Below are 23,677 nucleotides of genomic sequence, written 5' to 3'. Positions count from 1 at the left end.
TTGGTAAATAAATTTGTAACAGCTAATGCAAATCATTATCATCCGTAAAAATTAATTAAATCTGCACCTTTTATGCCCTTTGTTAATAAACGCGCTTTATATAGTACGAGTCGTGCTTTGCATATCTATATTTCTACCGCTTTGTTTTTTTTACTTATTCTATTTTGCGTAAGCGGCATAGTGCTAAACCATGTTGACTGGTTAAAAAACGATAAAAACAACGGCCAAATTACCGCAGCAATTCCAGCTGAACTACTTGCAAAAGCACAAACAGAATTAAACACCCTACCTGCTATTTACCCCCAAATAGAAGCTTACCTCGCCAAGCAGTATGGGCTGAATAAAGTAAAAAGTATTGAGTGGGAAAAGCAAGATTCACTGGTCATGCTCGACTACCCATTACCGGCAGGCTACGCCTACGCAGAGTTTGATTTTATTAGTGGCGAACTGTTACTCGATTATCAAACCGGGGGGTTTTTAAGTGTTATTGGCGATTTACATAAAGGTCGTTACAGCGGTGATGTATGGAGCTGGGTTATTGATATATCTGCAGTGCTGATGATTCTATTTGCCATCACCGGCATGATTATTTTATTTCAAAACAGAAAAAAACGCTTAGCAGGAATATGGATAACCGCCTTAGGTGTAGCAACACCTATCGTTATTTACCTGTGTTGGGTGCCACAAATAAAAGGAGTGTCTTAATGTTTAAAATTAAACCATGGCTAAGCATCACGCTGTTAGTCGCCGCACTATTTCAAATTAATGCTTATGCACAATCGCCAAGGTTAGACGTTGAATTAACCCTTACCGATTTAAGCGTGCAACCCTACCACCGCCCTTATGTTGCTGTATGGCTGGAAACACCAGAGCGTAAACATGTCACAACTTTAGCGCTTTGGGTACAAAAAGCGGAATGGTTTAAAGACCTACGCCAATGGTGGCGCAAAGCAGGTAAAAGTGATGCAAACTTCGATGGGGTTAGTAGCGCTACCAAGCGTGCGGGCACATACACAATTGGCTGGGATGGCAAGGATCTAAACGGTACCCCCGTAACACCCGGCAAGTATCTACTTAATGTTGAAGTTGTTCGCGAAGAAGGTGGGCGTGATTACAGCCGCATTGAGCTTGATTTAACCCAATCAGAGAAAATAACTATTGATGGTAAAAACGAATTTTCAACAAGCTTTGTCACTGTAAGCGCTAGGTAGTACCTACTTATCATTCAAATTTAAAGGAAAAATAATGAACGTTAATTTATTAAAAACAGCACTCATTGGCGCACTGAGTTTATCAGCGCTGGTATCAACAACCGCAAGTGCACATGGCCGCTGGTTACTACCTTCGCATACCTCGCTATCAGGCGATAAAGCGCATTATGTTATGATTGATGCGAGTATTTCTAACGAAATTTTTGCACCTGATAAAGCTTTTAGTCCAAGCATAAAAGGCGCAGAGTACGACGATTCATTATTAATGGCGCTAGCCCCAAATGGCGAGCAAGTTACCGACACCATTCGTGCCTATTACCTTCAACGCAAAAGCTCTGCTGCAGTAAAACTTCAGCAACAAGGCACCTATCATATTGCGATGACGCAAAAGCCTATGTACATGACATTTTACAAAAATGCAGCAGGCGAGCGAAGCCGTGTATTCGCTAAAAAAACAGATGCCAACTTACCTAAAGACGCCAGCGATATCACCACAATTAAAACCATCTCTACTGTTGATACCTTTGTTAGCCATAATGGCACGTCTAAACCGGCACTATTAGGTCAAGGCTTAGAGCTAAGCGGCCCAACCCATCCAAACGACTTATTTGTTGGTGAGCAAGCACGCTTTCAACTACTAAGCGATGGCAAGCCGGTTGGCGAAGGGATTGAAATAAGTATTTTAAAAGGTGATACACGTTACCGTAATACTCGCGGTGAGATTAAAGTAACCACAGATAAAGACGGGTTTTTCACCAGCACTTGGCAACAGCCTGGTTTATACCTAATCGAAACGTCTCAAAAAGTAACCGTCAATGAAGCTGGCGTAGACGTAGGTCGTTATGCACTATTTACAACCCTTGAAGTAGCACCTGAATAACTTTTTAATTCCCTACAGGCCACATTAATAGTTTGGCCTGTAGCTTCTTTATAATTAAAACCCTTTAGCAAAGCTTTAAACCAAGTTAGCCATTTTCACTGCCTAAATAAGCATAATCCTATATTTTAGCCTCCTTTTTTGTTCCTATTTCAATCTGTTATTCCGATCACTTATTTTTATAAAAATAGTTGAATAACATAGTCAATTTAGATCTTTGCGATGCACTAGCCGCTTCTATATGATGCGCCCCTTTCAAAATCTTCAAGGCACGCTTAATGACTTTTCAGCATTTATCAGCTAATAAAAAATTAGCACTTAGCTTGGCTATTACCACCGCACTTAGCGCCTCTTTTTCAGCAGCTAATGCGGCTGAGCAAACTAACCAAGTGGAAGAAAATATCGAAGTAATTTCAGTAACAGGCACACGCCGCAGTTTGCGCAGTATTGCGCAAAGTACCGTGCCTGTAGATATTATTAGCAGCGACGATATGGCAAGCACCGGCCAACTTGAAATTAGCCAAGTGCTCGCTAACCAAGTACCAAGCTTTAACTACCCAAGTGCCACACTGTCTGATGGTACCGATCATGCTCGCCCAGCGGTTTTAAGAGGCCTTGCACCTGATCACACCCTAGTACTTATTAATGGTAAACGCCGCCACTCTGGTGCGTTATTAAATTTAGGCGGTACGGTTGGTCGCGGCTCTACTGCGGTTGATTTAAACATGATCCCCACCTCTGCAATTAAGCGTGTTGAAGTACTACGTGATGGGGCTGCAGCCCAGTATGGCTCTGACGCTATTGCGGGTGTAATCAATATTGTTTTAAAAGATGCCACCGAAGGCGGCAGTGTTAGCGTAACTTATGGCCAATACGACAGCCAAATGGCCGGTGCACCACAACTAAATAGCACTTATGCGGATGATAAGGGTAACCTTGCCTTTAATTTAGGCGACGATCGTCACGTTAACGACGGTAATACCCGCACAATTAGCGCAAACTCTGGTTTTTCACTGGCAGACAATGGCTTTGTAAATGTATCTATTGAATACCGTGATAACGACTCAACCCAACGCTCTGGCTTTGACCCGCGCGAACAATACAGCCGCCTAGATGATGGCAGCCTAGACCCGCGCGAATTTACAATTGATCGCTACAATCACCGTTTTGGTAAAGCAGCGCTGGAAGACTACGCTTTGTTTTACAATATGGGATACGATTTAGAGAATGGCTTTAATGTTTATTCGTTTGGTAGCTATTCAGAGCGTGAAGGTAACTCGGGCGGATTTTACCGTCGTGCAAAAGACAGCCGCAATGTTTTAGAGCTATACCCTAATGGCTTTTTGCCACAAATTGCTACCGACGTAAAAGATTACTCGCTGGCACTTGGTTTACAAGGCGATAGTGGCGACTGGACTTGGGATGTAAGCACCAACTACGGCCGAAATGACTTTGGTTTAGGGGTTGTAAATAGCCTAAATACTTCGTTAGGTACTAACAGCCAAACTGAGTTTGATAACGGCGCCATGGTTTACGATCAGTTTTTAGTTAACTTTGATGCCAATACCAGCGTTGATTTTGGTCTACCCGATGATGTGTTTTTCACTATTGGTGCTGAGTATCGCCGTGAAAGCTATAAAATAGAGCAAGGCGAAGAAGCTTCTTATATTACTGCACTTGATAACAACGGCAACCCAATTGCTGCTGGCGGCGCGCAAGTGCTTCCTGGTTTTGGACCACAAAGCGCAACTAACGAAAGCCGTCATAACGTTGCCATATTTGCTGAATTTGACACTTATTTAACTGATAAGTGGAATGTAGTTTTAGCCAGTCGCTATGAAGATTACAGCGATTTTGGTAACACATTTACTTCAAAATTAGCCACGCGTTACAGTATTACCGACAACCTATCATTACGTGGTGCGGCAAGTACTGGGTTTCGTGCGCCGTCTCTTGCACAAAGCTCGTACCGTCAAATATCGACTATTCTCGAAAATAACCAGCCTTTTGAAGTTGGTCTATTCCCAAGCTCTGCTCCTGCAGCCCAAGCGTTAGGTGCAAAACAGCTCGATGCAGAAGACTCAGTTAACGTTACCGCTGGATTTGTTTACACTCAAGGTGGCTTTAGCTTAACAGTTGATGCATACCGCATTGATATTGATGACCGGATTGTGCTCTCTGAAAACTTAAGCGGTAACGCTGTGCAGCAAATTCTAGCTAATGCTGGCGAACTAAATACCGAAAGTGTTCGTTACTTTACCAACGCTATCAATTCGCGCACGCAAGGTGTTGATATTGTGGCAACGTACACACTTGATTTAAATACATTGGGTGATGTGCGCTTAAATGCAGCGGCAAACATTAACGATACCGAAGTGACTCATGTAGATGCAAACCCGAGCGAGCTAAATTCTTTAGGCGATGACTACGTGGTATTTGCCCGTCGTGAAGTAGGCCGTTTTGAGCAAGGCACACCCGATAACAAACTAAACCTATCGGCTGTTTGGAGCTTTAACCAATGGCAAACAACCTTGCGTGCAACTCGCTATGGGGAAGTGGCAGATATTTCAACCACCAGCGAGGGTGATGAATATTTAGATGCTAAATGGATTGCTGATTTAGAAGTCGCTTATCGTCCTAACGAAGCGTGGAAGTTTGCAGTAGGTGCGAATAACTTGTTCGATCAGTACCCTCAAGCAACGGTAGATAATATTGGCTACTCTAACTTTGGCCAAATATTTCCGTACACGCCTTACACACCCTACAGTTTAGATGGGCGCTTTTTATACGGTAACATTACTTACAATTTTTAAGTAAAACGCCCATTAACAATAGAGTAATTACAAAAGGATGCAGTGTGCATCCTTTTTATTAACATTTAGTATTTTTAACCATATTTTGGCATTTTAACTTTTTAATTACTGCTGCCATCTCATATAAAACAACAACTTACATTTCGGCCTCAATTTTGCTCTATACTTTGTATATTAACTAAAATAATCAATATCAAAGGACTAAACATGAGCGCATCAACTCTATTCAACTTCACTAAGCCCGTTTCACTAATTAGCGGCATTTTATTACTCAGCGGCTGTGTATTTCACATATCGCCCAGTGTCGCATCAGTTAAACAAACCCAGCAGCTTTCACTACCAAGCAATAACCTTGAGTACTTAACGATATTAAGTGGTGCCGGTTCGCTCGATATTCAGGGCTCTAATACTGCAACCAATATTAGCGTTGATGCCATCATTTACACCGCCGACATTGACGATGAATACGAACTCACCCTTGAGAAAAGCGGTACACAAGCAAAACTTGTTGCACAAAATAAAAGTAATAATGGGATTAGCTTTTATAGCGGGCAATCACCAAGTATCAATTTAGTTGTTACCGTACCTAACACCCTAAATTTAGATATTAACGACGGCTCAGGCGATATTGTTATTAACGAGATGCAAAGCAATATTGATGTAAAAGATGGTTCTGGCAGCTTATCTATCAATGGTGCTAAAAACCTATATATTGATGATGGCTCGGGCAGTATTTACGTAAAAAATGTAGTCGGCGACTTAGCATTAAATGACGGCTCAGGCAGCATTGATATTGATAATGTCCGTGGTAATGTCGCTATTGAAGATGGCTCTGGCGAAATACACGTTGCTAACGTAACAGGCGTATTAAATGTTGAAGATGGCTCGGGCGGTATAACTATTAAACATATTAATGGCGCAGTCACCGTAGACGATAACTCAGGAGATATGTTGATTGAACATATTGGCTCAAGCGTGACTATTGAAGATGGCTCTGGCGATATTCGCGTTAATTACGCTAAAGCGCTAACTATTACAGAAGCAGGCTCGGGTGATGTCAGTATTGATAATATTTCAGGCACTGTAAAATTAGACCGCTAATACACTAATAAAGCGAAATAAATGGCTGTTCACTACATCAGTTATTGTATTTTACTAACACCTAAGCCATGCTAAATGTCTTGAAATTATTAGGATAAACGCGTGTTAGAAATTGCTTTAATTTATTTAGCCGCCGCCATTGTGGCTGTTCCTATTGCCAAACGACTTGGCTTAGGATCAGTACTGGGTTATTTAATTGCTGGCATACTGATTGGTCCCTATGCATTGGGAGTCGTAGGGGATCAAACCGATGTAATGCATTTTGCCGAATTTGGCGTAGTGATGATGCTATTTTTGGTCGGACTTGAACTACAACCCTCACGACTATGGAAGCTTCGGCACTCTATTTTAGGGCTTGGTGGCTTACAGGTGGTGCTAACTGCGGCGGTTATTTTTGCCTTTTGTTATTGGTTTTTTACCATGCATTGGCAAACCGCACTGGCTATAGGCTTAATGCTCGCACTGTCTTCAACTGCTATTGTGCTGCAAAGCTTAGAAGAAAAAGGCTGGTTAAAACAAGAAGCTGGGCAAAATGCATTTTCGGTTTTATTATTTCAAGATATTGCGATTATTCCTATTTTAGCGCTGCTCCCTTTACTGGCTTTTGCACCACAAGGTAACTCAAAAGACATTAGCGACTCCATCATTGCAGGCTGGCCTATTTGGCAGCAAGTTGGGGTTTCTGTTGCTGTTATTGCCGCTATCATTGCTGGCGGTAAATATGTGTCGGCACCACTATTTAGATACATAGCACAAACCCACATGCGTGAAATATTCACAATTTTTGCATTGTTTTTAGTGGTGGCTATTTCGCTGGTGATGCAAAGTATTGGCTTATCGCCCGCACTGGGTACTTTTTTAGCCGGAGTTGTATTGGCCGAAAGTGAATTTAGACACGAGCTAGAAGCCGATATAGAACCCTTTAAAGGCTTATTACTGGGACTATTTTTTATCACGGTTGGTGCATCAATTAATTTTGAACTGCTGTTTAATCAGTTCAGTACCGTGATTGCCTTAGTGGTGCTATTAATTGTCATTAAAGCCTGTATTTTACTTGCCTTGGCAATGGCTTTTAATATTAGTCGTAAACAGCAACTGCTATTTACCTTAGCCCTTGCTCAGGGCGGCGAGTTTGCGTTTGTGCTGCTTAGTGTAACCACCACCTTGAGTATTTTAACCCCAGAGCAAACCAATTTAGTTACCCTTGTGGTTGCCGTTTCTATGCTAATAGCGCCTTTACTACTGATGTTGTATGAGCAAATTCAAAAGCGCAACTATAGCACCACGGCACCCGAATTTGATAAACCAGAACAAATAAGCACAGCTAAGCATGTGATCATTGCCGGATACGGCCGTTTTGGGCAAATTATGGGGCGTTTATTACATGCGCAAGGCTACGAAATTACCGTACTTGATCACAGCCCAAGCCAAATAGAACTGCTGCGCCGCTTTGGTAATACCGTATTTTATGGTGATGCGGCACGCCAAGAACTGCTTGAAGCCGCGGGCGCGCATACAGCACAAATGCTGGTTGTCGCGATTGATGACCCAGATAAAACTATTGAGATTATTAAGCTGGCGCATAAAAACTACCCCCAATTAAAAATAGTGGCGCGCGCCATAGACCGCCGCCATGCATATCAATTACTTAATTTAAAAGTGAATGCGTTTAACCGCGAAACCGTCGACTCAGCCATAAACCTGGCCATAGAATCGTTGCAATTGCTTGGTAATAGTAAAGAAGACGCTGAGCGTGCTGGTAAGTTATTTAGAGATCACGACCGTGCTGCGGTACTGCAACTTGCCGAGTTATGGGGTGATGATGCCAGTTATGGCGTAGCCGTGCGCCAACGTATGGAAGATTTAAAGCAGGTATTACAACAAGATAAACAAGCACGGCAAAACTTAAATACCTGTGACGCCAACGATTATGAAAATGGCTTAACTGAGAGCACGGTTAAGCCAAAAAATGCTAATGATGATGCCCACCTTGAATAGCCTCGCCTTGCTGATTATAAAAACCAGTAGCGCCGTGCTCTATAAAACCAAGATTAATCATTTTAGCTAAAAATGGATCGCTTTCGTTATCGCCAATATCCGCGTAATCGGTGGTTTGAAAGTTATCCCATTTTGCAAACTGAGCCTTAATTGCAGGTGTATCACTGTTTACATCATTTAAGCTAAGCAAGGTTTGAGTATCACTTTTTTTATTAGTCACACTAAAAGTTTTAACTAATTTTGCTTGCGGGAGAAAAGTCAGCTTAAATTGGTTATCGCCCTCATTAAGCACATAATTTTTTACCTCATTACAACCCTCACCTTGTGAACTTACTAGGGTCATTTTTGCAATTAAATGGTTATCCACCAGCTGACTTTTGGCGCTCCAATTTTGCACTCCACGTACCTCCGATGGTTGGTACTCAATACCGCGTTGCTCGGCATTAAAATAGCGAATAGGACGAAGCTGGTTATTACTTAGCTGCTGCCAAAGCTCGGTTAGTGTTTCACTTTGATGCGCCACCTGCTGATTGTTTCGCCAAAGAGTAAGTGACTGGGTGCTGTGCTGCGATTTGTGCTGATTGGTAATTTTATAGTCGGCTTTTAGTTGCGCAGCATCAATGTCGCACTGCTGGGCGAGCGCACTCGTGCTGGTCAGTGCAGAGAGTATAAATAATAGCTGTTTCATTGGGGTAATCTCTTAGTTAAACATTACTTTATGACTCTAAAATAACGCTTAATAATGGCATTTGTATGACACAAAAAAGCCCGCACAGTGTGCGGGCTGTTTGTTTAGCAAGTTAATTTATTGCGCTACTTTTTCATCCGCCGCTTTTACAAAGTCAGCAGCAAAGTCCATAACATGGAACAAAAAGCTTTGCTCATTAGTTCCGGTCACTAAGTGGGCACCTGGGCCCATTGCATATACACCTACATCTTCACCAGCGTGAGTTTCTGATGATAGTGGCACCAGTGCTTCTTGGTGAAAGCCCGGCGTTGTAGTATCAACATTGCTTAAATCAACACGCCCTGTAACCGGTGCAAAGTTATAGCCTGCATCTGCATCGGTTTCATTGCCTAAGTCTCTAAAGCCACCACCATTAGTGTAACCAACCGTAGTATAAGGCATATCATCGGCAGCTAAACTTGGCTCTGTTTGGCCTACACCAACCACTTTACCCAATATTGGGTTGCCACGCTTAGGGTAACCCGCAATAGTAAACACATGGCTGTGATCGGCCGTGACCACGATTAGTGTTTCTTCTGGGTTAGTATTTTCCATCGCCACTTTTACTGCATTCGCTAACTCAATAGTGTCGTTTAATGCATTGTAAGCGTTACCCGCATGGTGGGCGTGATCAATACGGCCCGACTCAACTGTTAAGAAAAAGCCTTTATCATTGTTATCTAAAACATTAATAGCTTTTTCGGTCATTTGCGATAGCGAAGGCTCACCAGCGATATCGTTACCGCGATCAGCTTCGTATTGCATGTGCGATTCGTTAAATAAACCAAATACCTTTGTGGCATCATCGCTAATGGCATCAAACCCAGTTTGATCCATTACGTAAGTACCAGTCGGGTAAGTTGTTTGCCATTCTGTCACTAAATTACGCGCATCAGTACGGTCGCCTTCAACAGCACTCACCGCATCTGCAGAATTAAAGGCTGCATCTTTAGGTAAAAAATGACGACGCCCGCCACCCATAACCACTTCGATTCCGTCTACATCAACACCACTAAAACGGGCTTCTAAGTTCTTTTCAAAATTAACCAGCTGTGAAGCAATATCTTCACAATTGGCTGACTCTGAAGCTGGCATATCTGAAATATCTTCCCAGTTACGATCAGCCGACTTAGCATAAGTTGCCGCAGGCGTTGCATGGGTAATACGTGCCGTAGAAACAATACCGGTAGATTTACCGGCAATTTCCGCAAGCTCTAACGAAGTAACAAGCTCATGCCCTTTGCCTGATGCACAATTACCACGCTCAACCGCTTCATCAATACCAATTACACCCACATCGGTTTTTACACCAGAGGCCATTGCTGTCATCGTACCGGCAGAATCAGGTGTTTGTGCATCTACGTTATAAGTTTTTACAAACCCAGAATACGGCATAGTTTCAAAGCTTAATTGGTGATCTTCACCCATTTCACCCTGCAATTGCCCTGCTAAAATACGCGCTGCCGTTATAGTAGAAATACCCATACCATCACCAACAAACAAGATCACGTTTTTCGCTTTACCTGACTCTGTTACTACCTTACTTGCTGCATCTTGCGCACTAGCGAGTTTAGTTTGTGCGTCGCTAAACCAAGCATTATTATTTAATGAAGCGAGCTGTTCACTCGTTAATGAGGTAGCTGGGTCGTTACATACTAAGTTAGTGTGCGTTACTTCGCTGCTCTCTAATTGCCCATTAGTATTGGTATCAACACCGCTTTGCGTTTCTACGCCGCCATTAACACATTGTGCTGAGCCTACTGCGATTTGGTTATCTACCGCTAAAATATTATTACTGTTTTTGTCGTCATCACTCGAACACCCAGTTAATGCGACCATTACTGCTAAAGAAAGTACTGTTAATTTATTCATGTGAGCCGCCATTATTGCTGAGTTAGTTCAAGAGCTTGATTAATTAAATGAAATACAACGTTTTGTTCTATAACACCTTGAGCAAGGTGAGCACCTGGGCCCATTGCATGCAGTGAAATATCTTCACCTGCATGCGTTTCAGAGCCAAGTGGAACAGTAGCCTCTTGGTGAAAACCTGGCGTATTTGTATCAACACCATTTAGCTCAACACGTCCTGCAACCGCAGCTGTTTCATAGCTTGCGTCCGCATCTGTTTCATCAACTAAGTTTCTAAAACCGAGACCATTAGCATAACCAACGGTGGTGTATGGCATATTATCGGCCGCTAACGTTGGTGTAGTTTTGCCAACACCAACCACTTTACCTAAAATTGGATTACCGCGTTTAGGGTAACCCGCAATAGTAAATACATGGCTGTGATCGGCTGTAACTAAAATAAGCGTTTCTTCAGGGTGGGTGTTATCAACGGCAGCTTGAACGGCTTTTGCAAATTCAATGGTGTCGTTAAGTGCGTTGTATGCGTTACCCGCATGGTGTGCGTGGTCAATTCGGCCCGACTCAACGGTTAAGAAAAAGCCTTTTTCGTTTTTACCTAGCACATCAATCGCTTTAGTGGTCATGTCGGTAAGCGACGGCTCACCGGCTATATCGTTTGCACGGTCAGCTTCGTATTGCATGTGCGATTCGTTAAATAAACCAAATACTTGAGTTGCATCATCAGCAATAGCATCAAATCCAGCTTGATCCATTACATAGGTGCCATTTGGATACTGTGTTTGCCACTCAGTAACAAGATTGCGCTCATCAGTACGATCGCCTTCTACCGTACTTTGGGCATCAGCAGAATTTGCGGTGGCCTCTTTTGGTAAAAAGTGACGACGCCCGCCCCCCATTACAAAATCTAAGCCATCAACATCGGTACCTACAAAACGCGCTTCTAGGTTTTTTTCAAAGTTAACAAGCTGTGAGGCAATATCTTCACAGCCTGCATTAACTGCTGCCTCTGGCATGTCTGAGATATCTTCCCAGTTGCGATCAGCCGATTTAGCATAGGTTGCACCCGGTGTTGCGTGAGTGATACGTGCAGTGGAAATAACTCCGGTGGCTAAGCCTTTAATTTCAGCCAGCTCAGTTGCAGTAAGTAGCTCATTACCAATGGCTGTAGCACAGTTACCTCGTTCAACCTTCTCATCAACCCCAATAACACCCACGTCAGTTTTAACACCCGAGATCATTGCGGTCATAGTACCTGCTGAGTCTGGCGTTTGTGCGTCAACATTGTAGGTTTTAACTTGTGCTGAGTACGGGAATTTTTCAAAGCTTAAATAGCCTTCTTCACCCAGCTGGTTGTTTCGTTGGCCTTGTAAAATACGCGCTGCCGTTAAGGTAGAAATACCCATGCCATCGCCAACAAATAAAATTACATTTTTAGCTTTGGTGCTTTTAACCGCCTGTGCTTGTGTTGTTTTAGTTGTTAGTTTTGTTTGTGCGGCACTGTACCAGCTGCTGTCTTTTTGACTTTGCGGTAGAACATTGGCATGACTAACAGCACTAAACGCACAGGTGAGTGCGATTGCCGCAGCGACTTTTTTAATTTTCATCCGTAATTCCCATTATGTAGTGGTTATTTTTAAAAACTGTGAGCTCAAAAACATCAACCGCTGCACTATAAAAAACAGATATGACTAATAAAGGTAATTTTGATGAACAAAAAATGACGGCTGCCATACACTAGCAGCCAAAAAGACAGGAACCCGTGGAGCGTTAATCGCTCATTGCTTTAACATAACTTGCTGGAGAGAACTTTGTGGTCATAATTAACATAGCTATTAGGGTGATCACTAGCATTAACCAAGACGCCTGATAACTATGGGTTAAATCAAGTAATACACCTGCTACGTAAGGAATAATTGCCGTAATAATAAATCCAACGCCTTGCACAAACGCAGTTAGCACACCAGCCAATTTAGGATTAACTAAATGATCGAGCGCCACGGTCAGCGTTAGTGAAAAACACGCGCCTAAGCCACACCCAATAAGCCCTACCCAAACATTCATCATTGGCGCAGGCAATACAATTAAACCAATAAAACCCACCAGCTGAAAAACAACGGCAGCTAATAACCAAGGTCGTCTATCTGTGCGAGTTGATGAAAGTAGTGGCGCACCTAACGCACCAATAACCTGAAACACAGTCATAACGCCAATAAGTTCGCCGCTATGCTGTGCACTCCAGCCTAGGTTTTGCGCATAACTGGGTAGCCATGCAATCATGCATGCGTAACCACCATTAGCCAAACCAAAATAGGCTGCAAGTAACCATGCTCGCTGGTTAATAAAAAAGTTTCGTTTAACACTGCTATGCTTGGCTTCCATACGCTCGCGCGGTCTTAACCACCACAGTAGCATGGCAATGACAGGAATAATAAACCACATGCCAAGCCCTGCTTGCCAGCTATTATAATGCTTTGCCACTAGCGGTGTGAGTATAGCGGCCATTCCACCACCCGCCATTAATGAAGCTGAGTAAACGCCCATGGCAACTGGCACTCGCTGCGGATACCAACGCTTAACAATACCAGGTGCCATTGCTTGCACGATTGCAATACCAGTACCGCCCACTAATGCAGAGATAATTAATTCCCAACCACTGCCAAGCCATAGCCGCCAAACGCCTGCTAATGCAATGGCAAATAAGCCTCCTGCTATCCACGCATTTTCACTTAAATAACGCCCAAGCCAAGGCAGTAACAAGGGGAATACGCCCATACAAAACATTGGCAATACGGTTAATAATGACGCCCCCTGTAAGCCAAGACCAGTGGCTAAGCGAATATCATCCAGCACAGGACCAGCTGAGGTTAGGGTCGGGCGTAATGTCATCGCCAGTATCGCAATAATTAACATCGGCCAAAGCAGTGAGAAGGTTGATGTACTAGCAGTAGTAGGCCTAGCATGTGTATTCATGAAAAATCATCCTTAATAACCTAAAAAAGCCGGTGCAAAGCACCGACTGTTATGAATAAGTATTATAAAGTGTTTAGAAAGGCTTGTAAGGCAAGAACTTACCATCAAGGGTGAGCACTGCGCGCGATCCTCCTTCTGGATCTTCTACTTTTTTCATATCTACTTTAAAGTTAATTGCACTGATAATACCGTCACCAAATTGTTCATGTACTAAGGCTTTAAATGTTGTGCCGTATACTTGCATCATTTCGTAAAAACGATAAATAGTTGGATCGGTAGGCATATTGTTTTCTACGCTACCACGCAGTGGAATTGCTTTAAGTAATTCAACTGCACTGTCGTCTAAACCAAGCGTATTAGCTACCTGCTGTGCCGCTTCTGCTGGTAATGGGTGTTGCCCCAGTAATGCCGCAGTTACATATACATCGCTTAAACCTGTACCTTGTGCAATTTGTTCAAACGATAGATTTTTTTCTGCTTTTGCTGCAATAATTGTATCAGTTAATGCTAAACGTGCAGTGTTGCTCACTTGAGATTGGATCATAATAGTACCTCTTACAATGGTTGGTTATACAGCTACAGGAAGCTGAGTTGGGTATGCACGAACATCAGTATGCTCAGCAAGGGAAACAAACGTATTGGTATTGCCATTTAGGGCGTCAATACCACCCGATTCAATATCGTAAACCCAGCCATGCAAGGCTAAACGGCCTTCGCCTAGGGCTAAACGAACTGATGGATGAGTTTTAATATTTTCTAGTTGTGCAATAACATTTTCACGAACCATCGCTGCTATGCGTTCACGTTCATTTGCATGATTACGTGCTTCATTGACAATACGGGCTGAGTCGGCGTAGCGCAGCCAACTGCCAACAGCAGGCATATGGTCCATACATTTGCAGGTTGCAATTGCTGTCATGGCGCCGCAATCAGAGTGGCCACAAATAACCACATCCGTTACTTTTAATGCAGTAACCGCGTACTCCACAGAAGCAGACACTCCCCCCGGCTCAGGCCCATATGAAGGAACAATATTCCCAGCATTACGAATAACAAATAATCCACCAGGTTCTCGTTGAGTTACCAACTCTGGCACTAAACGACTGTCAGAACATGAAATAAACAAAGTGCGTGGATTTTGCTTAGTCGCCAAATTTTTAAATAAATCGGCACGCTCTGGGAATGCATCAGTGTGAAACTTTAAAAAACCTTCAATGATATCTTTCATAATGGGTGTCTCTGTATTGTTGATGCAATGAATAATACGCCCGCTTTTTAATAAGGTAAAAGACTGGTATATTATGATACCGATAAGAAATACTTATAGTAGAGCCATGATACTGCGTCATATCAATTACTTTTTGGCGGTTGCCAAGCACCAAAACTTCACTAAGGCGGCAGCTTCCTTGTATGTGTCGCAACCGGCGCTATCGCAGCAAATTAAACAACTAGAAGAAACCTTAGGCGCCCCTTTGTTTGACCGCTCAGGTCGCAGTGTAAAGTTAACCGATGCCGGAGAGGTATATGCCCGCTATGCACAAAAAGCATTGCAGGATTTAGCAGAGGGAAAGCGAGCTATTCATGATGTAAAAAACCTCAGCCGAGGTGCATTAAGAGTGGCCATTACACCCACTTTTACAACCTATCTTATTGGCCCCTTAATTAAAGCGTTTCATCAGCAATATCCTAATATCAGCTTAAGCATGGAAGAAATGTCGCAAGAGCGTATGGAAAAACGCCTACTTGATGATGAGTTTGACCTAGGCATTGCCTTTGAAGGCAGCCATAATACAGATATAGAGGCACATAATTTACTAGAAGAAACGCTCGCATTAGTGGTTAATAAGCAGCATGAGTTAGCGCAGCAAAGCTCCATTGATTTGCATACGCTCAATGCGCAATCACTGGTGTTGCTGAGTAATGAATTTGCAACGCGCGAACAAATAGAGCGCCATTGCCGTCAGCATAACGTGCAACCAAATGTGCTTATGGAGGCTAATTCACTCAGCGCAGTTATTGAAATAGTGCGTTATACCCAATTAGCCACACTATTACCTTCAAATATTGCCAGTAAACATGAGGAGCTCACAGCGATCACACTTGCGCCGTCGTTATTAAAGCGCACAGCTGTTATATTGCAGCGTCATGGGAGCTATCAAAGTGCAGCAACAACAGCGTTTATTAACCAAGCGCATCATACCGCAGCACTTATAAACACCCGCTCTTAGCTATATACATAAAAGCCGCTTAGTTTATTGATCTCGTGCTTGAGCATAAGCCAGCTATTGCCTACAATAGCGCATAATTAATTCAACGCAGATCACTATTATGACTGATACAAACAAACCAGAATTACCTAATCAACTGTCTATTAACCCACGTAGCAAATTTTATGTAGAAGAAGTATTTGAACATGAAATCGGTATTACACTTAACGGTAAAGAGCGTTTTGACGTTGAAGAGTACTGCATCAGCGAAGGTTGGATAAAAGTAGCGGCACCTAAAGCGCTAGACCGTCGCGGCCAGCCATTACTTATGAAAGTAAAAGGCACTGTAGAAGCGTTTTATAAGTAAGCTAAGCCTTATTAAAACAAAGCGACACCTTTGGGTAGTCGCTTTTTTTGTGTCTGTTTAAAAGCATTGAGTTTTTTTCATGTTAAACCTGATGAAGTTTCATTATGAATTTTCAAAAAATATGTTTGAATAGCATTAATTATTTAGACGTTTAGAAGTCCATTATGAGCAAGTTAACAATATTAGATGGCGGTATGGGGCGTGAACTTAAGCGCATGGGCGCGCCATTTTCACAGCCACTTTGGAGTGCACAAGCTTTAATAGAAGCACCGCAATGCGTAACTCAAGCGCATCAAGCTTTTATAAATGCGGGTGCAGAAATTATTACGGTAAATAGCTATGCGTGTGTCCCCTTTCACTTAGGTGAAACGCTTTACCAAGCACAAGGTGCAACACTTGCACAGCAAGCTGCTGTAATTGCAAAAGAAGCAGCTCAAAAAACTAAACAAAACGTGCTAGTTGCGGGTTCATTGCCCCCCGCATTTGGATCGTACCGTGCTGATTTTTTCCAAAGTGAACGCGCATTTACTATTTTAGATACCCTATATAAAGCACAGGATGAATATATCGATATTTGGATTGGTGAAACTATTTCCAGTATTGAAGAAGCTCACGTAATGGCAAGCGTACTTAATAATTCAAAAAAACCATGTTATTACGCATTTACCTTAAGTGATGAAGTAAGCGAACAAGCGACATTGCGCTCTGGTGAATTAGTATCAGACGCTACCTTAGCATTGCTCGAACATAATATAGCGGGCATATTCTTCAATTGCTCTATTCCCGAGGTCATTGAACAAGCGCTGCGCGACACTAATCGAGTGCTAAAACAGCAAAATAAACACCTTAATTTAGGGGCCTTTGCGAATAGCTTTACACCAATCGCCAGCGACTATAAAGCCAATGAAGGCTCGCAAGGTTACCGCGACTTATCACCCGCTGAGTATGTAGCATTTGCTAAGCAATGGCATAACCTAGGCGCAACAATTATTGGCGGCTGCTGTGGTATTGGCCCCGAATTCATTGCAGCATTGGTAAAGTGGAAAAGCGATATCAAAGCGCTTTAATATTAATGACTCTATTTTAAGATTAATAAACAATAAAGCCGACAAATGTCGGCTTTATAATCTTAACTTTTACTTACTCTTACGCCAGCCGCTCCATACGTCATCTTCTGGGTTGGCTTTGTTTTTCTTCTTCTTTTTACCTGTGCCTTCTGGTTTGGCCATTGGCTTGTCGTTTTTAAGGGCATCAGCTGCATCAAGGTTAGCTTGGTTTACAGCAAAACCTGTTACCTCTTCGCGCTCTAAACGTAGTTTGTTTTTCTTTTCAATAATTCTAAAGTGATGAAAGTCTTCAAAATCAATCAGTGATAGCGCTAAACCTACTTCACCAGCACGGCCGCTTCGGCCAATACGGTGCATGTAGTCAGCAGGGCTACGCGGTAAGTTAAAGTTAATTACTACTGGTAGCTTTTCAATATCTAAACCACGAGCGGCAATGTCGGTTGCAATAAGCACTTCAATCTCACCCGCTTTAAACTTTTCTATTACGCGAGTACGCTCGCTTTGGCCTTTATCACCATGGAACACTTGTGCATTCACGCCGCGCTTTTCAAGCTTGCTGGCTAAGTGCTCACAATCTTTTTTAGCGTTTACAAAAATAAGCGCTTGGCGCCATTTATGCGCTTTTATTAAATGCGCTAAAACCGTGGTTTTTTCGCCTTTATTAACCGTAAATACGCGCTGTACTAAGGTGCTTTCATCTTTACTTTGCACTTGTATTTCAACAGGGTTGGTTAACAGCTCTTGCGTTAATTGTGTGACTTGCTCTGGGAACGTCGCTGAAAACAACATGGTTTGCTTTTTAGCTGGCATTAACGTCAACAGCTCTGCAAGCTCTTCGGTAAAGCCAAGGCTTAACATGCGATCAGCTTCATCAAGCACTAAGGTTGAAACTTTATCAAGCTTAATAGCATTGCTTGATATTAAGTCGAGTAAACGCCCTGGGGTTGCCACGATAATATCGGCACCACCACGTAGTGCCTGCATTTGGGTATTAACCGACACACCACCAAATACCGCCACCGTTTTAATGGCGCCATTAAAGTTAGCAGAATACGATTTAACACTATCGGCTACCTGCACTGCCAGCTCGCGAGTAGGTACCAAAATAAGCCCTGTTACAAAGTTGCCTTTGCTCGGCGTTTTATTCGCGCCTTTTGCTAAAAATAGCGTTTGTAACATAGGCAAAGCAAAGGTTGCTGTTTTACCTGAGCCGGTATTTGCCCCCGCAATTAAGTCACTCCCCGCCAAGATACTTGGAATTGCTTTTGCCTGAATCGGCGTAGGTTGCGAGTATTCAAGATCAGACAAACGAGCAATTAGCTCTGGAATAAGGCCAAGTTCGTTGAAATTACTAGGATTTGTGGCTGAGGTCATAAAAGGTGCGGGCTCATTGCTAAAAATAGCCTGTAATTTTAGCGTATTTAGCAACTATTAAGTAGAGGTTAGTGATTTAAATAATATTTAGCTACAGGTAATAAAAAGACGCTTGCGCGTCATTTTTATTTAACAGTAACTAAAAACCCTAGTTACGCTTATCTAGCTCTACCTGTAACCTAGCTTTTGTTTCTTTTAAGTAATTTATATAAGGGTATGAGTCATCTGCAATGGCTAAAGCAGATTCCACATGAGCCAGCGCTTGACTAATATTACCTTGCATCTCATAGCCATAAGATAAAGCAGAGATCGCACTAACTGATTTTGGGTGATTTTTTATATTGTATTTAAACACCTCAATAGCCCGTTCAAATTGCTGGTTATCCGTTAGGTTATAACCAAGTAGCCTAACAGCGCGATCCGGTGGCGATACCTGTTCGCCCCATTGTTGAGATAGATTTTGGTAATAAGCATCAATAGAGACAACATCGTCAGTTAAAGCACTGATTGGCATTTGCTTAGGTAAAAATAAGTTGTAATAGGCATTAAATGCCCCTGCAGCAGAGGTTAAGCCATGCGAGATGCCATCAAACGCATCACTAAAAAAGCGTAACCCTTGCACTTTATGTAATTGCAGTGATTGCTGTAATTCATCATATCTTTCACGCATTATGCCGGCTTCTTCGCCAATATTGATGTACACGTAGTTATTCAGGTCTTTCGTTTTAGCTATAAATGATTTTGTGCTTTTTACCATTGCGCCATAGTTCCACCAAACTGCGGGGCTATAAGCAATATGCGCTTGAAATAGTTTTGGGTTTGCCTGCAACGCGTATAGCGCAAATACACCACCAGCTGAGGCTCCTGCGATAACTTTATAGTCATGCGTACGATAATTTTTATTAACGAGAGGAATAAGCTCTTGTTCAAAGAATGCTAAAAATTTTGCTGCGCCGCCCCCTTCACCGACAGGACCTTGCGGCTCTTTATTCACTGTAGGATAAAAATCTCTAAGTCGATTAGTGTTTTCAATAGCGACAATAATTACCTCTGGAGCACGATTATCATTTTGTAAACGCTCAATAACAACACTCGCAAGCGGTATATTACCCGCGCCATCTAAGCGATAAACAACTGGGTATACCTTATTTGGCTGAGCTTGGTAGCTTTTAGGCAATTGCACGACAACTGTGCGTTCTTCGTTTAAAACAACCGATTTAATAGTATGTGTGTACTGAGAGTAATCTGTACTTTGCTGTTTAGTGCCAGATTGTGCAAAGGCACTTTGTGAACTAAAAATAATACTAAAGCTAACAAAACAAATAACGGTTAATAAACGCATGACTAATCCCTTAGAGAATAATAAGTTACTTAAGCTAACAGAGTTTCAGGCACAAAAAAAGCGCCTTAAGCGCTTTTTTAACATTAATAAAAACCTATAACCTGTTGATTTTACTCAACTGTAACCGATTTTGCTAGGTTACGTGGCTGATCAACGTCAGTGCCTTTAATGACCGCTACGTAGTACGACAGTAGCTGTAATGGAATTGTATATACAACAGGGGCAATTACGTCATCTACGTGGTTTACGTTGATTACACGCATTGTGTCGTCTGACTCAAAGTGTGAGTCTTTATCAGCGAATACATAAATGATGCCGCCGCGAGCACGTACTTCTTCTACGTTTGATTTAAGCTTTTCAAGCAATTCATTGTTTGGTGCTACAACAATAATTGGCATGTCGGCATCAATTAGCGCTAATGGGCCGTGTTTAAGCTCACCTGCTGCGTAGGCTTCAGCGTGAATGTATGAAATCTCTTTAAGCTTAAGTGCGCCTTCCATCGCGATTGGGTATTGTGAGCCGCGCCCTAAAAACAGTGAATGGTGTTTATCAGCAAATTCTTCAGCAAGGTCTGCAATGCCATCAGCCAATAGTAGCGTTTCTTCTAATTTAGCTGGAAGCAATTTTATAGCGTTAACAATCGTGCTTTGATCTAGGCCTTTCTCTTGCGCAATAGACGCAGTAAGCATTAACAAACCAACAAGCTGTGTAGTAAATGCTTTAGTAGATGCAACACCAATTTCAGCACCGGCTTTGGTCATAAAGGCAAGGTCAGATTCACGCACAAGCGATGAGCCTGGTACGTTACAAATAGTCATTGACCCCATGTAGCCTTGCTCTTTAGCTAAACGAAGTGCTGCTAAAGTATCAGCCGTTTCGCCTGACTGTGAAATCGTTACTAGTAGGCTGTTTTCGTGTACAAATGACTGACGGTAACGGAACTCAGAGGCAATCTCTACGTTACAGCTAACACCTGCAAATTGCTCAAGCCAGTAACGAGCAACCATACCTGAGTGGTATGACGTTCCACAGGCAATAATTTGTACGTGTTTTACGTCTTTAAATATTTGCTGTGCGCTATCGCCAAAAGCATCAATAGCTACGCGGTCATCGTTTAAACGTCCTTCAAGGGTGTTACGTACTGCAAGTGGCTGCTCATAAATTTCTTTTAGCATGTAGTGACGGTAATCACCTTTACCTGATGCATCTTGTGTGATGTTTGATTCAACAACTTCACGCTCAACCGCGTTGCCATCTGCATCAAAAATTTCTACAGTGTCGCGAGTAATACGCGCTACATCACCTTCTTCTAAGAAGATAAAGCTGCGAGTTACTGGTAATAATGCCAGTTGATCAGAAGCAATAAAGTTTTCACCAAGGCCTAAACCAATAACTAACGGGCTACCTGAGCGCGCTACAATAATTTCGTTATCATTCGCTTTATCAAACACAACGGTACCAAATGCGCCTTCAAACTGTTTAACAGCTGCTTGAACTGACGCTAATAAAGTAGTGTGCTGCTGACGTAACTGATGAATTAAATGCACCATTACTTCGGTGTCGGTATCTGATAAAAACTCGTAACCGTCGCCTTTAAGTGCTGCACGCAAACTTGCGTGGTTTTCAATAATACCGTTATGTACAAGCGCTAATTGATTGCTTGAAACATGTGGGTGAGCATTAGCTTCAGTTACACCGCCATGAGTCGCCCAACGAGTGTGTGCAATACCTGTATGGCCGCTAACACCAGCTTGTTCAAGTGCTGACTCTAAGTTTACAACCTTACCAACTGCTTTAACTGTATTAAGTGTATTGCCTTCAAGTAAAGCTACACCTGCTGAGTCATAACCGCGGTACTCAAGACGCTTAAGGCCTTCAACTAAGATTTTATTTACTGGACGTTCTGCAACAGCCCCAACGATTCCACACATAGTGTCTCCATTAATTTTTTAATTCTAGCAACTCACGATGTAGTTGCTATTGTATAATCTCTGCGCAAATTAGTTTTACACCACACGCCTCTATGGCTGCACGCTTATCACTTGCTAAGCCACTGTCGGTTATTAATGTGGTTACTGTTTGCCACGGTAATTCTAAATTTGGTATTTTTCGGCCAATCTTTTCTGACTCAACCAGCACAATAACTTCGCGCGCAGCTTTAGCCATCACTTGGCTTAATCCAACAAGTTCATTAAACGTAGTTGTTCCACGCGTTACATCAATGCCATCGGCACCTATAAATAGCTGATCAAAATCATATGAGCATAGAACATTTTCAGCTACTTGCCCTTGAAACGATTCTGAATGCGGATCCCACGTTCCACCTGTCATCAAAAGTGTTGGCTCGTTTTCAAGTGCTAATAAACGTGTTGCCACTTTAATGGCGTTAGTCATAACAACTAACCCCTGCTTGGTAGCCAACTCAGGGATCATCGCTGCAGTGGTGCGGCCGCTGTCAATAATAATGCGGTTATGATCTTTTATAAGCGCCGCTGCTGCCTTAGCAATGGCTACTTTGCGCTTAGAATCGATCTCATCGCTTACTATCTCTTTTGGTAGCGCAATAGCTCCACCATATCGGCGCAGCAACAAGCCACTTTTCTCAAGCGCGGTTAAGTCTTTCCGAATGGTTACTTCTGATGTTTGAAACTGTTCAGCAAGGGTCTCAACAGCCACTTCACCAAGCTCATTTACTTGGCTAAGGATCAGATGACGGCGTTGCTGTGTATTTCGTTTGGTCATTAAGTAACTACCATTAAGTTTCGTTTCGAAAGTTATGGGATTTTAAACGAAACATAATAAATGGCAAGTGAATGCATAAAAAAAGCGCAGTTTTATTCAAATTATCATCATGCTCAAAGTAGGTTAAGCTAGACACCATTATTTAAGTTAAACAAAATTGATATGCAGCCATTTAATAGTATTAGTAAAGAGAGTCTAACGCAGCGTAAAGCTGTGCACGAAATTTGCCGCTTATTTAATAAAAGCCCCAGTAAAGGTAATTTAAAGCGAATAAAAGAATTATGCTCACACTGTGGTGATGGAGTAATTATTGAAGCGGGCTTTCATTGTGACTATGGCAGTCAAATACATATAGGTGATCGTACTTTTATAAACATTAACTGCACTGTATTAGATGCACCAATTAATGAAGGAGTGATTACGATTGGTAGCGACTGCTTAATTGGCCCTAATGTTCAGCTATTAGCAGTTTCGCATGCTGTGAACCCAACTGAGCGCCTCAATAAAGAAAACTTTGCAGCACCAATCTCCATAGGTAATAACGTATGGATTGGCGCGGGAGTTATTGTGTTAGCTGGTGTTACCATTGGTGATAATGCTGTTATTGGTGCGGGTTCAGTGGTAACTAAGAGCATTGCATCAAACACCGTGGTTGCCGGCAACCCAGCACGTGAAATAAGAAAGTGCTAAGGATCATCGTTAAGCCTTAGGCTCATATTTACCCTTATATCTCGAACCCGTATTTTCACTTTATTCCAGATGCAAAAAAGCCCGACTCTTTAGAGTCGGCCTTGCTTGTATTTGGAGTCGGTGCGCTACTTCGTAGCGACAGCGCAGTAGAATGACGTAGTGCTCACAGCGCTAGAGAGCCACATAACAAATGCTGAACTCTTTATTCGTCGGGAGTCGCTTCGCTCGCCCAACCTACGCGATAGATGCTGGATGAGTGTGCGCATTTCACTTTTCTGCTGACGTAAAAAAGCCCGACTCTTGCGAGTCGGGCTTTCTTGTA

Annotated in this window: 20 protein-coding genes; 10 read left to right on the top strand and 10 right to left on the bottom strand. The window is 42.5% G+C overall.

Annotated features, from left to right (window positions below; translation table 11 throughout):
* The first annotated feature begins 72 nt into the window (after nt 1-72).
* The 6 genes from P20311_RS11195 (at nt 73) to P20311_RS11170 (ending at nt 8,000) form a co-directional block, all read left to right on the top strand.
* Complete coding sequence (locus P20311_RS11195; protein WP_036985100.1) at nt 73-705, top strand: PepSY-associated TM helix domain-containing protein; 633 nt, start codon at nt 73-75, stop codon at nt 703-705.
* A complete protein-coding gene (locus tag P20311_RS11190; RefSeq protein WP_008112823.1) occupies nt 705-1,211 on the top strand; it encodes a DUF2271 domain-containing protein in 507 nt (168 codons plus the stop codon). The genes P20311_RS11195 and P20311_RS11190 overlap by 1 nt, the downstream gene beginning before the upstream one ends.
* A 34-nt stretch (nt 1,212-1,245) precedes the next feature.
* Entirely contained in the window at nt 1,246-2,091 is an 846-nt protein-coding gene (locus P20311_RS11185) for a DUF4198 domain-containing protein (RefSeq protein ID WP_008112822.1), read from the top strand.
* Between the two features lie 275 nt (nt 2,092-2,366).
* Entirely contained in the window at nt 2,367-4,901 is a 2,535-nt protein-coding gene (locus tag P20311_RS11180) for a TonB-dependent siderophore receptor (RefSeq protein WP_008112821.1), read from the top strand.
* Between the two features lie 207 nt (nt 4,902-5,108).
* Nucleotides 5,109-6,002, top strand: coding sequence for a hypothetical protein (locus P20311_RS11175; RefSeq protein ID WP_008112818.1), 894 nt, complete (start codon nt 5,109-5,111; stop codon nt 6,000-6,002).
* 102 nt (nt 6,003-6,104) lie between these two features.
* Nucleotides 6,105-8,000 carry a monovalent cation:proton antiporter-2 (CPA2) family protein gene (locus P20311_RS11170; protein ID WP_008112816.1) on the top strand — a complete coding sequence of 632 codons (1,896 nt, stop codon included), beginning with the start codon at nt 6,105-6,107 and terminating at the stop codon, nt 7,998-8,000.
* On the opposite strand, the gene P20311_RS11165 is transcribed toward P20311_RS11170, so the two are convergent.
* The 6 genes from P20311_RS11165 to P20311_RS11140 form a co-directional block, all read right to left on the bottom strand.
* The gene (locus P20311_RS11165) at nt 7,975-8,688 is read right to left on the bottom strand and encodes a hypothetical protein (RefSeq protein ID WP_008112812.1); all 714 of its coding nucleotides are present in this window, start codon (nt 8,686-8,688) and stop codon (nt 7,975-7,977) included. The two genes, P20311_RS11170 and P20311_RS11165, sit on opposite strands and share 26 nt — an antisense overlap.
* Nucleotides 8,689-8,805: 117 nt before the next feature.
* The gene (locus P20311_RS11160) at nt 8,806-10,599 is read right to left on the bottom strand and encodes an alkaline phosphatase (protein ID WP_008112811.1); all 1,794 of its coding nucleotides are present in this window, start codon (nt 10,597-10,599) and stop codon (nt 8,806-8,808) included.
* Between the two features lie 11 nt (nt 10,600-10,610).
* Nucleotides 10,611-12,200, bottom strand: coding sequence for an alkaline phosphatase (locus P20311_RS11155; protein WP_008112809.1), 1,590 nt, complete (start codon nt 12,198-12,200; stop codon nt 10,611-10,613).
* 163 nt (nt 12,201-12,363) lie between these two features.
* Nucleotides 12,364-13,566, bottom strand: coding sequence for a CynX/NimT family MFS transporter (locus tag P20311_RS11150; RefSeq protein ID WP_008112805.1), 1,203 nt, complete (start codon nt 13,564-13,566; stop codon nt 12,364-12,366).
* A gap of 73 nt (nt 13,567-13,639) precedes the next feature.
* Entirely contained in the window at nt 13,640-14,110 is a 471-nt protein-coding gene (gene cynS / locus P20311_RS11145; RefSeq protein ID WP_008112803.1) for a cyanase, read from the bottom strand.
* Between the two features lie 24 nt (nt 14,111-14,134).
* Nucleotides 14,135-14,794, bottom strand: a complete 660-nt coding sequence (locus P20311_RS11140) for a carbonic anhydrase (RefSeq protein ID WP_008112801.1) — start codon at nt 14,792-14,794, stop codon at nt 14,135-14,137.
* A 106-nt stretch (nt 14,795-14,900) separates the two neighbouring features.
* Between P20311_RS11140 and cynR the strand changes: the two genes are divergently transcribed.
* The 3 genes from cynR to P20311_RS11125 all read left to right on the top strand — a co-directional run bounded on the left by cynR (nt 14,901) and on the right by P20311_RS11125 (nt 17,207).
* Nucleotides 14,901-15,794 (top strand): transcriptional regulator CynR, encoded by an 894-nt coding sequence (cynR, locus tag P20311_RS11135; RefSeq protein ID WP_008112800.1) that lies wholly within the window; start codon nt 14,901-14,903, stop codon nt 15,792-15,794.
* 100 nt (nt 15,795-15,894) lie between these two features.
* Nucleotides 15,895-16,140, top strand: a complete 246-nt coding sequence (locus tag P20311_RS11130; RefSeq protein WP_008112798.1) for a DUF3297 family protein — start codon at nt 15,895-15,897, stop codon at nt 16,138-16,140.
* Between the two features lie 164 nt (nt 16,141-16,304).
* Entirely contained in the window at nt 16,305-17,207 is a 903-nt protein-coding gene (locus P20311_RS11125) for a homocysteine S-methyltransferase family protein (protein WP_008112796.1), read from the top strand.
* Nucleotides 17,208-17,276: 69 nt separating this feature from the next.
* On the opposite strand, the gene P20311_RS11120 is transcribed toward P20311_RS11125, so the two are convergent.
* The 4 genes from P20311_RS11120 to P20311_RS11105 form a co-directional block, all read right to left on the bottom strand.
* Nucleotides 17,277-18,581, bottom strand: coding sequence for a DEAD/DEAH box helicase (locus P20311_RS11120; protein WP_008112793.1), 1,305 nt, complete (start codon nt 18,579-18,581; stop codon nt 17,277-17,279).
* 148 nt (nt 18,582-18,729) lie between these two features.
* Nucleotides 18,730-19,923, bottom strand: coding sequence for an alpha/beta hydrolase-fold protein (locus tag P20311_RS11115; protein ID WP_008112792.1), 1,194 nt, complete (start codon nt 19,921-19,923; stop codon nt 18,730-18,732).
* A gap of 110 nt (nt 19,924-20,033) precedes the next feature.
* The gene (gene glmS, locus P20311_RS11110) at nt 20,034-21,854 is read right to left on the bottom strand and encodes a glutamine--fructose-6-phosphate transaminase (isomerizing) (RefSeq protein ID WP_008112790.1); all 1,821 of its coding nucleotides are present in this window, start codon (nt 21,852-21,854) and stop codon (nt 20,034-20,036) included.
* A 46-nt stretch (nt 21,855-21,900) separates the two neighbouring features.
* The gene (locus tag P20311_RS11105; protein WP_008112788.1) at nt 21,901-22,665 is read right to left on the bottom strand and encodes a DeoR/GlpR family DNA-binding transcription regulator; all 765 of its coding nucleotides are present in this window, start codon (nt 22,663-22,665) and stop codon (nt 21,901-21,903) included.
* Nucleotides 22,666-22,827: 162 nt separating this feature from the next.
* Between P20311_RS11105 and P20311_RS11100 the strand changes: the two genes are divergently transcribed.
* Nucleotides 22,828-23,355: a sugar O-acetyltransferase gene (locus tag P20311_RS11100; protein WP_008112787.1), complete on the top strand. Its 528-nt coding sequence runs from the start codon at nt 22,828-22,830 to the stop codon at nt 23,353-23,355.
* The last annotated feature ends 322 nt before the right edge of the window (nt 23,356-23,677 follow it).

It is taken from the genome of Pseudoalteromonas sp. BSi20311, assembly GCF_000239875.1.
GTDB lineage: Bacteria > Pseudomonadota > Gammaproteobacteria > Enterobacterales > Alteromonadaceae > Pseudoalteromonas.
Note: the sequence above shows the minus strand (reverse complement) of the source record. Positions and strands in the feature narration are given on the sequence as shown.